We start from the raw sequence: 11826 nt of genomic DNA, 5'->3' as shown, positions 1-11826 counted from the left end.
CCGGTTCGCTGTGCTGTTCAAGAACAACGACCGGCGCTCGAAACCGATCATGAACCAGATCATCACCCTCCTGTCGCCTCTGCCGTCCCCCGCTCGGCGGTCGATCACCTTTGACCGTGGCCTGGAATTCGTCTCCTGGCGAGACCTCGAAATCGGCATGGGCACGGTCGCCTGGTTCTGCGACCCGCAGGCGCCTTGGCAGAAGGGATCAGTCGAAAACCTCAATGGACGGGTGCGGCGTGACCTGCCCCGCGACACCCAACTGACGTCGATCTCAAATCGCTCCATGAAGGCGATTTGCGATCACCTCAATGCTACCCCCCGGAAGTGCCTCGGATACAGAACGCCCTCGGATGCGTCTCGCGAAGAACTGAGGCGACTATGATTTTCAGGCGATGTCGCAACCAGACTGGAACTTTCACGCAAGCGCCGGGCGAGCATGGTTTTCCGTTTGGTCTCCTCACGCTGTTCCAGGATCTGGTCACCGCGGCCGTAGTAGACGTCAGCCGGTGTCAGGTTCCCGAGGCTCTCATGATACCTCTGGGCGTTATAGTAGTCGACGAACGCGCCGACCTGGCGTTCGAGGTCCCCGGGCAGGAAGTAATGCTCGAGCAACACGCGGTTCTTCATGGTCTGGTGCCACCGCTCGATCTTGCCCTGGGTCTGCGGGTGGTATGGCGCACCGCGGACGTGGTCCATGCCCTTGTCCTCGAGATAATCGGCCAGATCGCCGGCGATGTAAGACGAGCCGTAGCACGTTGGGAATTCATCGCTGTCGAGAGGTTGTGACCGCCGGCGAAGCCCTCAAATAGCGAAGTGGGCGGTCATAACCGGGCCTCAGGTCTCCATGGTGGTTTTGCAGGCCACACCAAAGAGGGTGCGCAGCACGCTATGACCGAGATCGATCATGCCCCCAGTGCGCAGGTTCTGGTAGGCATCGATATTTCCAAGTATCGGCACGAGGCTTTGATTGCCATTCCGGGAAAGCAGCGCCGCCGCAGGGTGACGCTCACGAACACGAAGTCAGACTTCGGTCGCCTGGTCACGATCCTTCGCGACTATAGCCTGCCGGTTCGGGTCGGGTTTGAAGCGACAGGCAACTACCATCGCGCTTTGGCGCACCATCTTTTCACGCCGGTTTCGAGCTCAAACTTGTCTCATCCGTGGGTCTGGCCCGGACGCGGGAAGCCCTGCACAACAGCTGGGACAAGAATGACCCGAAGGATGCGCAGGTCATACTGCACATGCTTCAGCTCGGGGCGGTCCAGTTCTTTCATGACCCTTTGGCCGCCGGAGTAAACGACATCCAGGAGCTCTCGAAGACCCATGAGATCGTTTCCCGCGCCAAGACCGAGCTCTGGCATCGGATCCTGACCCATTACCTGCCGCTCTATATTCCAGAGGCGGATCGATACCATCGCAGTTCACGAACGGATTGGTTCCTGGCTTTCCTCGAAGTCTTTCCATCGCCGCATTTCATCGCGGGCATGGACAAGGAAGTTTTCATGGCGGCGGCATGGACCGTTGTCGGGCGGCGCGTCTCCAAATCAGAGCTCCTATCAGACATTTACGAGACCGCGAAGACATCCGTCGGTTTGCCTGTCGAACCTGATTCCGATGCCATCGCCATGTTCCGGCTGGTTCTCGCCGAGGGTCGAAGCCTGACCCGCCAGCGCAACGAGATTGAGGCCAGGTCGGTCGAATTGCTCTCCGGATCCACCGACTACCAGCTGCTGACCTCGATCCCCGGTATCGGACCGATCAACGCAATGACCATACTGGCCGAGGCTGGCGATCTGCGTCGATTCCGGCATCATCGCCAGTTCCTGAAGTTCTGTGGCATGGATCTCGCCACGGTCCAGTCTGGCATGTTCCGCGGGCAGAGCAGGATTTCCAAGTATGGCAACGCACGACTGCGCCGGACGCTCTGGATGGCAGGTCAGACTGCCGTCTTGAAGCGCACCAACAGCTTTCGGGACAAGTTCGAGCGCTACATCGCTCAGGACCGACACAATCCGCACCTGAGGCGCAAGGCATACACCGCCATAGCCGCCAAGATGGCGCGCACCGTACACGCCGTGGTCAAACACGGCGAACCCTATCGCCCCTTCTTCGAGGGGGCGAGCCCAGGCGGAAAGACCTCTCGCAACCTGGCCGTGGAGGCGTGAAGCGACCTCGCAGATAATGTTCGGGCTTTCCGCTTGGGATATTGGATCTCGTCTTGAGGACGGTGAGGGCCGCATCAATGCGTACCCTGTGTTCGCTATGGGAGAGACCATTTCTTGACGGCGGAACCCGTCTGGGCGACTTTAGACAGGCGCCCGATTGATCGGGCGTTCCAAGACCTGTTGCCTCAGGCAGCGTTTACTTCCCAACATAGGACGTTGTCGCTGAGCAGCCTTGGCTTGGCGACCACAGTCGCGCTGTCACATCCCGAGGCCTGCAGCGCCAAGTCGAGCGTGGCGGTCACGTCTTCGGCCTTCATGGTCGTGCAGAGCTTCCAGGCGATGATATAGCGGCTGTAATCGTCGAGGATCGTCGAAAGGTAGAACCAGCCCCATCCAAGTACCTTGAGATAGGTGAAGTCGGTCTGCCAGAGCTCGTTGGGCCGACTGGTCTGATCCTTGAACTCGTTGGCCGCCTTCATCACGATATGCGCCGGAGCCGTGATCAGATCCTCTGCCTTGAGGATCCGGTAAACTGATGATTCCGAGACAAAATACTGCTTCTCGTCGGTGTATTTCACCGCCAACTCCCGGGGTGTGAGATCTTCATGCTCAAGAGCAAAATCGATGATGTCGGCGCGGGTTTCATCCGGGAGGCGGTTCCATACCATCCCAGGGTGCGGAGATGTGTCCTCGAGCGCATCAAGCCCGCCCTGGGACCACCGATCATACCAGCGGTAATAGGTCGTGGCTGGGATCCCGAGCATGGCCAGCGTCTGGCGCGTCGGCAAATGCGAGGCCTCCACGGTCCGGATAATCTCCAGCTTCTCTGATGCAGGATACCTCATGCCTCGTCGTCCCCATCCCCGATCATGCTTTTTTTCAGCAGCCGGTTTTCCAGGGTCAGGTCGGCGACAACCTCTTTCAGGGCCGCCGCCTCGGAGCGCAGTTCCTTGACTTCGGGCGCGGTCGCCTGACGGGCAGTATCCCCAGCCAGTCGCTGCTTGCCCGCTTCGAGGAATTCCTTCGACCACGTATAGTAAAGGCTCTCGCTGATGCCCTCCCGGCGACAGAGCGCGGCAATGCTCTCCTCACCGCGCAGGCCCGCCAACACGATCCTGATCTTCTCTTCGGCAGAATACTGTTTGCGGGTCCTGCGTTTGATCCCTTTGACCAGCTTGTCAGCCGCGTCCTTCGATGTCCCGGATTTCTGGTTCATCTTCGCTCCTTGATGGCTGCGATGAACCAGAAATCCTCCGCTATGGAAATCTCAAATCTGTCCCACGGGTGCTGACGTCAGACAATCGGATCGGGCGTAAACTCGTGGGCTTTGGTTTCGAGGACTCGTTATAATTTTAGGAATTTATACGCATTCTCGTAAGTTGATATCATTTTCCAAAAACGCGAGCTTCCGCAACGAACGCTGATAACGGCGGAAACGAGAGATCCAACTTGTACGAAAAAGCAGCACATGGTTTACGACCATCATCGCTCCCGCTCAGAGGTTGCCAAGCGGATGCATACGATTTCGGGCGTCGGTCCAGCTACCAAACTGGCGGCCGAAGCCTTAGCGCCAAATATGTCGAACTTTCGCCGGGGCTAAAGCTTCTCCGCTTGGTCGTGCCTCAGTGGGAACACTCTCCGAGCGCCGCGAATTACCGTTCGCATCCTAGTAGGTGCTCCAAAGTCGGTCTACCATATTTTGCGAAAATGACTTGCCCGACTCGGATTCCTTCGCCATTAATTTACGCCAATAACAGAATAAGACGCCATATAGCGTAACATACGCGGGAAGATGGGCGACATGGGCATATGAGGCAAGAGCGAATCGACCTGTTGGTAGGGGATCATGCGGCGCGGCTGTCCGAGCGGTTGCAGGCGCATCGTCAGCAATTGTTCCCGCCCGACGCGCAACGACAGTTGCGCAAGTTCACCAGCGGAGAGGTTGCCGCTCTGCTTGGCGTGAAGGACGCCTACCTCCGTAAGCTGCACCTCGACGGACGCGGTCCGGAGCCGGAAACCCGCGCGGGCGGGCGGCGCTACTACACGCCGCAGGATATCCAGGCGTTGCGCGAGATGCTCGAATCGGGTGCGAAGACGCCGGGGACCTATCTTCCGGGCCGCAGTGCGGACGATCACCTGCAGGTCATCACGGTCATCAACTTCAAGGGCGGCTCGGGCAAGACCACCACATCCGCGCATCTCGCGCAGAAACTCGCCCTCGATGGCTACCGGGTGCTGGCAATCGATCTCGATCCCCAGGCCTCGTTTTCCGCGCTGCACGGGTTTCAGCCAGAATTCGATCTGCTCAACGGCGGCACGCTCTATGACGCGATCCGCTACGAGACCCCCCTGCCCCTCCGGGACGTCATCCGGAAGACCTATTTCACCAATCTCGACATCGTGCCCGGCAATCTCGACCTGATGGAATTCGAGCATGACACCCCGCGGATGCTGGCCGCACGCTCGGGCGATCTGTTCTTCACCCGCGTGGGCACCCGGCTCGCGGAGATCGAGAGCGAGTATGACATCGTTGTCATCGACTGTCCGCCACAGCTGGGCTTCCTGACCATGTCGGCGCTGTCAGCCGCGACGGCGGTTCTGGTGACGGTGCATCCGCAGATGCTCGACGTGATGTCCATGTGCCAGTTCCTGCTGATGACCTCGAACCTGCTGGGCGTGGTCGCCGAAGCGGGGGGCGACATGTCCTACGACTGGATGCGCTACCTCGTCACCCGCTACGAGCCCGGAGACGGGCCGCAGAACCAGATGGTGAGCTTCATGCGCTCGATGTTCGGCGAGAACGTCCTCAACCATCCCGCGCTCAAGTCCACCGCCATCTCGGATGCCGGGATCACCAAGCAGACCCTCTACGAGGTCGAGAAATCCCAGTTCACGCGGGCGACCTACGAGCGCGCGATCGAAAGCCTCAACGCCGTGAACGGCGAGATCGAGGGCCTCATCCAGAAAGCATGGGGGCGCTGATGGCGCGCAAGGATCTGCTGAAGGGATTGATTGCCGGGGACGCACCGCGCCAGGGAGCCGACCCGGCCCCGCCCTCCCCTGCCCCGCGCCGAACCAAGGGCGCGATCGGCGCCGTCAGCCAGTCGATCGCCGATCTCAAGGCGCGCGCGCTCGTCGAGGTCGAGAGCGACATGATCGACGATGCGGGTCTGGCCGACCGGCTCGATGCGGATGACGGGCTCGATGCGCTGATGGAGAGCATCCGGGAATACGGCCAGCAGGTGCCCGTGCTCCTGCGATATTCGCCCAATCACGAAGGCCGCTACGAGGTGGTCTATGGCCGCCGCAGGGTCGCGGCACTGAAGAAGCTCGGCCTGCCCGTTCGGGCCATGCTGCGCGAGCTGAACGACCGCGACCTGATCGTTGCCCAGGGCCAGGAGAACAGCGCCCGCAAGGATCTCAGCTTCATCGAGAAGGCCAATTTCGCCCGCCAGATGGTCGAGATGGGCTTCGAGCGCAAGGTGATCTGCGACGCCCTCCACATCGACAAGACGGTGATCAGCCGGATGCTTTCCGTCGTCGAGGCCGTTCCACCGGAGGTGATCCGCGCCATCGGGGCGGCACCGAGCGCCGGTCGCGACCGCTGGCTCGCGCTGGCAGACCGCATGAAAGGCAAATCATCGAAAGATGTCGCGGCGCTCGCGCGCGGCGAGAACTCGGACACGCGGTTCGCATCGGTTTTTGGAGGCCTCGCGCCGCCGAAGGCCGCAAAGGCCGCGCCGCAGATCCTGGAAGGATCGGACGGGGCGGGTTTGGGGCAGGTCGCGCAGGCCAGGGCCAGAACCACGCTGATTCTGGATCGCAAATCCGGGTTCGATGACTGGCTGTTGCAGAACATGGAGAGAATTCATCGCGAATTCCTGACGGAACGCGGCGAATAGGGCGCAAGCCCCACCGAGGCAGAAACAAGAAGGAGGCACGGCGACCAGAGCAAAGAAAAACCCCCCAGGACATGACATCCTGAAGGGCTCGTTTCTGATTTAGCACCTCGAAACTAAGCCCCCAGTTGACAGCTGTCAACCTGCGTCGTGTTCGGCGGAGGGAGGATCTTTGTCTGCGTGTAGACAAGATGACACATATTTCAACGACGCTCCCCGGGCGGCGGCCCGTTGATGCTGGCCAACTCTCGGGCGACGGACCCGGCCTCCCCCCTGCCCCGCAGGACGCGCCGGACAAATGGTCCATATTCCGCGACCTGACAACGGCGCGGAAGGCATTCGGCGTCAGCGATCGCGACCTGACGGTCCTTTCAGCTCTCTTGAGCTTTCATCTGCTGGACCATCTCGATGACGATGAAAACACCATCGTCTTTCCTTCGAACGCCAAACTCAGCGCACGCGCCCATGGCATGGCCGAAAGCACGCTCCGCCGTCATCTAGCCGCTTTGGTGCAGGCCGGACTGATTCGGCGCCACGACAGCCCAAATGGCAAGCGATACGCCCGCCGGAACTGCTCAGGCGCCCTGGATGTGGCCTACGGCTTCGATCTCCGCCCGCTGATCACACGCGCGCAGGAAATCGGTCAGGCCGCAACAGCAGCCCGCGAGACAGCCCTAAGGCATAAGCGTTTGCGCGAAACGATCGTCTTGCACCTTCGCGACGCCGTCAGGCAGCTTGCATATACTCCTGGAGATAAATCGGATCTAGTGACGGAACTGCAAGCTGAAGCTGCGGCCCTGAAAAACCGTCTGCGCCGAAAACTCGACCCGAAGGTTCTCGAAGAGCTTAATGAAGACGCCAGGAAGCTGCTCGACGCCGTGACGAACGCACTAGAGAATTGCGAGTCACCAGAAATGAGCGGCAATGCACGGCATTCTGAGCGGCACATACAGGATTCAAAACAGATTACTAATGATCTTGAATCGGTCGAGAACACAGAAGGGGAGGACTGCCTGAACATAGACACGCCTGACCTTCCGCTTGGCCTAGTCCTAGAATCATGTCCTGAATTGCAAACCTACGCCCTGGAAGAAATTCGATGTTGGCATGGGTTCCTCAAAGCGGCTGAGTTCGTTCGCCCCATGCTTGGCGTCACCTATGATGCCTGGCGCGCCGCGCAACATGGAATGGGACCGCAGAGCGCGGCGATCGTTCTTGCGTGCATTCTGCAACGAATGTCCGTGATCCGAAGCCCGGGCGGCTATTTGCGAGCCCTGACGGCCAAGGCGGAGATCAACCAGTTCTCGCCTGGCCCAATGGTCATGGCGCTGTTCAACTCCGCCAAGGAGCGAATGGCCTGACACGGAAATGGCGAATGACGTTGTTGTCTGCGATCAGGTACAAGATCGACTTGGTTTGTTTTCGCCGCGCTGCTGGTCTCGCGTTTCCTAGTACGTCCAGAGTTGACAGCTGTCAACGCGTTCACTTCGTCTGCGTTTAACGATCTCACGCACCGGCTGGAGCAAGCCAAAGAATGCGCGCCGAACCACAATCAGCGCTATCGTAGCGCCGACTGCCTTTCACTGGTCCGGCGTCCGGAGAAGCGCAGCAGCTTTCCCTGTCCTTGCATTTGCGGCATCGAAATAGCGTGCGGCCTGGGCGACGGAGCGGTGGGTGGACTGGGCCATGGCTTCGGGGAGGCTGAGTCCGTCGGTGACGGCCGTGGTCATGTAGCCCGACCTCAGGCCATGAGCACTCACCTGGGCCGGATCGAGGCCGGCCTCCGCGGCGCGGCGCTTGACAATCTGGTTGACTGCCTGGGGAGTCAGCGCGTCTGCCGAGACGTTGCCCCACTGGTCCACCTTGCGAAACAGCGCCCCGCGCCGGATCGCACCCGCGCGGAGCCAGTGCAGCAGATCCGTCGCCGGGCGGCCCATCGCGCCGACGGTCCGGTCCTCGACGGCATCGTGGGTCTTGGTGCGGCCCAGGTGCAGCAGGCAGCCATGGGGCGGGGCAGGGGGCAGCCTTCCGCGCAGGGTTCCCTCCGCAAAGACCCATTCGACCTGGGCAAGCCGCAGCCCGGTGATCTCGGAGCGGCGGCGCCCGCCGGATCCGAACCCGAGGCTCAGGATCGCCCGGTCCCGAAGGGCTGTCAGCCGGGCGGCGTCCGCACGCCTCTCGCCTGGGGTGTGTGGCCGGGCAGCCATCGCGTCGAGCGGGGTGAGCAGGCGCAACAGGATGTCCCGGGTGATGGCCTGGCGGCTGTGGGGAGCCGCCGGGCGCCCGGCGGCCCGCGTGGCAAGCCTGAGCGTCTTGCGCAGGGCAGGGGCGCCCAGGGGATGGTCGAGCCCCCGCCAGGTATGCAGCGTCGCCCAGGAGGACAGCCTGCGGCGCACCGTAGCGGGGGCGTGCGGGCCCGCTGTCCTGAGGAACCCGCCGGCCCGCAGGGCGCCAGCGACCTCGGATGGCATGCCGTGGTTCGGATCGCGGGCGTGTTCTTCGGGATCCCACAGGTGATGCGCAACGAACTTCAGCGCCAGCGCTTCCGTCGCGGGCCAGGGCAGGGGCGCGCCGGTTGCAGTCCTGCACCAGGCTTCGAGATAGCCGAGATCGGATCCGAGCGCCCGAAGAGAGTTCGCGCCTGCGCCCTTGCGCGCCACGTGCCGTAGTGTCGCGATATCCTCGGCCCCAAGCACGCCGGCCAGACGCTCGGCCTGGGCCTGGGGCAGGATGGCGACGAGCGCGTCGACCCCCGCGAGGCGGTTGGACCGGGGTGGGCGAGATAAAGACGGACGGGGCGGCATTGCGGGCGGACTTCCTGGACAAAGGCGGCGGCCAGTGCCGCAGGGCAGGGGATTTCCGCGGAAGTCTGGGCGGTTTCGGAGTGGATTTCAATAAGAATTGATAAGAGATAGTTATCGACAGTTATAACGTTCTTCAGAAAACACCGCCATCACGGAAAATAGTCCCTCCGAAATTCCGTCAGCTGTGCTAACCATCCCGTATGACACTGGAACCCCCGCCGCACCGATCCCTCCTGATGACGCTGCTGGAGCTCGAGGCCCGCGCATCCGGGCTTGCAGCCCGCCTCGAGGTCGATCCGGGCCTGGCCGCCGCCTGGCGGGCGGTCGCTGCCCTCGAGGAGGCCGCCGCCAGTGTCGCGCTCGAGGACGTCTCCGTGCCGCCCTGGGACCTGCTGGCGCGCGAGATCGGCCTCGGTCCCGACCCCGGCGATCCACGCGCCATCCGCACGGCCGGTGACCTGCGCCGGGTTCTCCTCAGCGCAGGTCCCGCTGTGGATCCGGAGACGCTTCTCCGGCGGAGCCTCACCGCCGTAGAGCGCACCCTCTATGTCCCGGTGGAGACCCGGCTCGTGCCGATGCAGGATCCCCGGGTGCTGGCCGAGGAATGGGAACAGGCCCTCGCTGCAATCGCGGCCGGCTGGACCCAGGTCGCGGCACGTCCGGCGCCGCCCGTGCTCAAGGCGCTCGGTATTGCAGGCTTGGCCGCGCGCCTCTCCCCGGATCGCTGGCCAGCGTTCGAGCGGCTGGTGTTCCTCTGGGCCGATGCCTGGTTCCGGGAAGCCGCCATCAGCCCCTTCGGGAAACCCGTTGCGGCACCGACCCCGGGCTGGGTCCTGATGCCCGGCCTGGCCTTGACCCGGGAAGGTTACGGAGTCTGGCAACCGAACAAGCCGGAAACCTGGGAGCGCCTGTTCAAAAGGCTCTCGCTCCAGATCGGGCGGGAGGCCGGTCGCATCGGTCTCCTCCAGGACTGGCGGGGCAGGGCGGGGGCTTGGAGCGCGGGTCGCGGGAACCGCTCCCGGCACAGAACCCTGCTTCAAGCGGCCGAGACCCTTCCCGTCTTCCGGCTCGCCGAGATCGCCGCTGCGGCCGATGTCACCGAGCGCGCTGCACGCAACATCGTGCTCGAGGCGGTCTCCGACGGGTTGCTGGTCTGCCTCACCCCGCGCCGTTCATACCGAATTTTTGCTCTGCCCGCCTTCGGGGATCTGAACGGTCGCCGGGATCGCCATCCGGCGCGGCGTGAGGGCGGAAGCCCGCGGCGGCGCGGTGGAATTGGTCAGGTCGCGTCGGGAGCCGCTGATCCGGAGCAAGCACACGCCGCACGGTCTTCCATGACCGAGGACGCGGCGATCGCACGCGCACTTGCCGAGCTCGATGCGGCGATGACCGGAGCGGACCAGGTGATTGCCAAATACGGAGCCATAAGCGATCATCCTTGAGGTTGGCAAAAGGAAGTCGAGAGATCCTGTCTGTCGTCAGATAATTTGGGGCGCTTGAGGTGTTTCCAGACAGGAGGCTCTGGTTCACCGCTGGTTGATGTTATGCGTTTTCAGTTTCGTGGCGGGCACATTCTAAACTCGGTTGCGACATCTCCACTATCCTGCACGGAAACAGGAGGTTGAGGCATGGCGCATCGAGAGCTGACCTTGGAGGAACGCCGGCAGATCGAGAAGATGCTGATCGTGAGAACGCCGATTTCGGTGATTGCACTGCAGCTCGGACGACACCGCTCGTCGATCTATCGCGAGATCCGGCGGAACCGCTACGAGGATGCCGAGCTTCCGAACCTGAACGGCTATTTCGGATTGCTGGCGCAGAAGGCATCCACTGAGCGGCGACGCAGGCGGCGCAAGCTGATCCGGATGCCGGAGTTGCGCGCTGCCGTTGAAGCTCAACTTCAAGCTGGCTGGTCGCCCGAGCAGATCGCCGGTCGGCTTCGATTTGAAGGCGGCTCATCATACGTCTGCCACGAAACGATCTATGCCCATGTCTACACCCAGAGCGAAGAACTCGCCCGGTGGCTTCCGCGCAGGCAGCGCAAACGCAAGCCACGCCATGCACGGCGGCCCAGAAGTCTTGTCTTCCCTGACGGTCGGGCGATCCGGCAAAGGCCCGAAGAGATCACACAGCGAGAGGTTTTCGGGGATTGGGGTGAGGCGCGAGCACGCCACGGGTCCGAGTGCCGCGCCGAACGACCTGATGATTTTCCGCAAGGAACACGGGCCGGCCAATGTCGCCTCCATGGTCGAACGCAAGACCCGGTTCGCTGTGCTGTTCAAGAACAACGACCGGCGCTCGAAACCGATCATGAACCAGATCATCACCCTCCTGTCGCCTCTGCCGTCCCCCGCTCGGCGGTCGATCACCTTTGACCGTGGCCTGGAATTCGTCTCCTGGCGAGACCTCGAAATCGGCATGGGCACGGTCGCCTGGTTCTGCGACCCGCAGGCGCCTTGGCAGAAGGGATCAGTCGAAAACCTCAATGGACGGGTGCGGCGTGACCTGCCCCGCGACACCCAGCTGACGTCGATCTCAAATCGCTCCATGAAGGCGATTTGCGATCGCCTCAATGCTACACCCCGGAAGTGCCTCGGATACGGAACGCCCTCGGAAGCGTTTCGCGAAGAACTGAGGCGGCTATGATTTTCAGGCGATGTCGCAACCAGACTGGAACTTTCACGGATTGCTGGCGCAGAAGGCATCCACTGAGCGGCGACGCAGGCGGCGCAAGCTGATCCGGATGCCAGAGTTGCGCGCTGCCGTTGAAGCTCAACTTCAAGCTGGCTGGTCGCCCGAGCAGATCGCCGGTCGGCTTCGATTTGAAGGCGGCTCATCATACGTCTGCCACGAAACGATCTATGCCCATGTCTACACCCAGAGCGAAGAACTCGCCCGGTGGCTTCCGCGCAGGCAGCGCAAACGCAAGCCACGCCATGCACGGCGGCCCAGAAG

7 protein-coding genes and 5 pseudogenes are annotated in these 11826 nt (G+C 62.3%); 8 read left to right on the top strand and 4 right to left on the bottom strand.

Translation table 11 applies throughout. The annotated features are described in order from the left end of the window. On the top strand, positions 1-385 hold a 385-nt coding region (locus ACP15W_RS21030; protein WP_424934811.1), incomplete at its 5' end, for an IS30 family transposase. A gap of 35 nt (positions 386-420) precedes the next feature. Here ACP15W_RS21030 and ACP15W_RS21025 read toward each other — a convergent pair. Both ACP15W_RS21025 and ACP15W_RS21020 read right to left on the bottom strand, forming a co-directional pair. After that, positions 421-750, bottom strand: a pseudogene (locus ACP15W_RS21025) (integrase core domain-containing protein); the annotation flags it as partial. A gap of 87 nt (positions 751-837) precedes the next feature. Then, entirely contained in the window at positions 838-960 is a 123-nt protein-coding gene (locus ACP15W_RS21020) for a hypothetical protein (protein WP_424934812.1), read from the bottom strand. Here ACP15W_RS21020 and ACP15W_RS21015 point away from each other — a divergent pair. Beyond that, positions 928-2168 (top strand): annotated as a pseudogene (locus tag ACP15W_RS21015) (IS110 family transposase). The gene ACP15W_RS21020 and the pseudogene ACP15W_RS21015 overlap by 33 nt on opposite strands. A 215-nt stretch (positions 2169-2383) precedes the next feature. Here the strand turns inward: ACP15W_RS21015 and ACP15W_RS21010 are convergent. Beyond that, a pseudogene (locus ACP15W_RS21010) lies at positions 2384-3384 on the bottom strand (DDE-type integrase/transposase/recombinase); the annotation flags it as partial. A 593-nt stretch (positions 3385-3977) separates the two neighbouring features. Between ACP15W_RS21010 and repA the strand changes: the two are divergent. From repA to repC, 3 genes are all read left to right on the top strand, one after another. Then, entirely contained in the window at positions 3978-5150 is a 1173-nt protein-coding gene (repA, locus tag ACP15W_RS21005; RefSeq protein WP_424934810.1) for a plasmid partitioning protein RepA, read from the top strand. Continuing rightward, positions 5150-6070, top strand: a complete 921-nt coding sequence (gene repB, locus ACP15W_RS21000) for a plasmid partitioning protein RepB (protein WP_424934809.1) — start codon at positions 5150-5152, stop codon at positions 6068-6070. The genes repA and repB overlap by 1 nt, the downstream gene beginning before the upstream one ends. 188 nt (positions 6071-6258) lie before the next feature. Then, positions 6259-7428, top strand: a complete 1170-nt coding sequence (gene repC / locus ACP15W_RS20995; protein ID WP_424934808.1) for a plasmid replication protein RepC — start codon at positions 6259-6261, stop codon at positions 7426-7428. Between the two features lie 219 nt (positions 7429-7647). Here repC and ACP15W_RS20990 read toward each other — a convergent pair whose 3' ends face one another. Beyond that, positions 7648-8871, bottom strand: coding sequence for a tyrosine-type recombinase/integrase (locus ACP15W_RS20990; protein ID WP_424934807.1), 1224 nt, complete (start codon positions 8869-8871; stop codon positions 7648-7650). Between the two features lie 236 nt (positions 8872-9107). On the opposite strand from ACP15W_RS20990, the gene ACP15W_RS20985 reads away from it, so the two are divergent. The 3 genes and pseudogenes from ACP15W_RS20985 to ACP15W_RS20975 all read left to right on the top strand — a co-directional run. After that, positions 9108-10313, top strand: coding sequence for a hypothetical protein (locus ACP15W_RS20985; protein WP_424934806.1), 1206 nt, complete (start codon positions 9108-9110; stop codon positions 10311-10313). A 186-nt stretch (positions 10314-10499) separates the two neighbouring features. Beyond that, positions 10500-11517: pseudogene (locus tag ACP15W_RS20980) on the top strand (IS30 family transposase). Positions 11518-11548: 31 nt separating this feature from the next. Next, positions 11549-11826: pseudogene (locus ACP15W_RS20975) on the top strand (IS30 family transposase); the annotation flags it as partial.

Source organism: Amaricoccus macauensis (assembly GCF_049800915.1).
In the GTDB taxonomy this organism is placed as follows: Bacteria; Pseudomonadota; Alphaproteobacteria; order Rhodobacterales; family Rhodobacteraceae; genus Amaricoccus; species Amaricoccus macauensis_A.
The sequence above is the reverse complement of the archived record's forward strand: the minus strand, read 5'-3'. Positions and strand labels throughout refer to the sequence as shown.

What these genes read in the sequence shown, in the direction of transcription:
- ACP15W_RS20990 (WP_424934807.1), bottom strand. Translation starts at nt 8,871, where the DNA reads ATGCCGCCCCGTCCGTCTTTATCTCGCCCACCCCGGTCCAACCGCCTC.
- ACP15W_RS20985 (WP_424934806.1), top strand. Translation starts at nt 9,108, where the DNA reads ATGACGCTGCTGGAGCTCGAGGCCCGCGCATCCGGGCTTGCAGCCCGC.
- repA (WP_424934810.1), top strand. Translation starts at nt 3,978, where the DNA reads ATGAGGCAAGAGCGAATCGACCTGTTGGTAGGGGATCATGCGGCGCGG.
- repC (WP_424934808.1), top strand. Translation starts at nt 6,259, where the DNA reads ATGACACATATTTCAACGACGCTCCCCGGGCGGCGGCCCGTTGATGCT.
- repB (WP_424934809.1), top strand. Translation starts at nt 5,150, where the DNA reads ATGGCGCGCAAGGATCTGCTGAAGGGATTGATTGCCGGGGACGCACCG.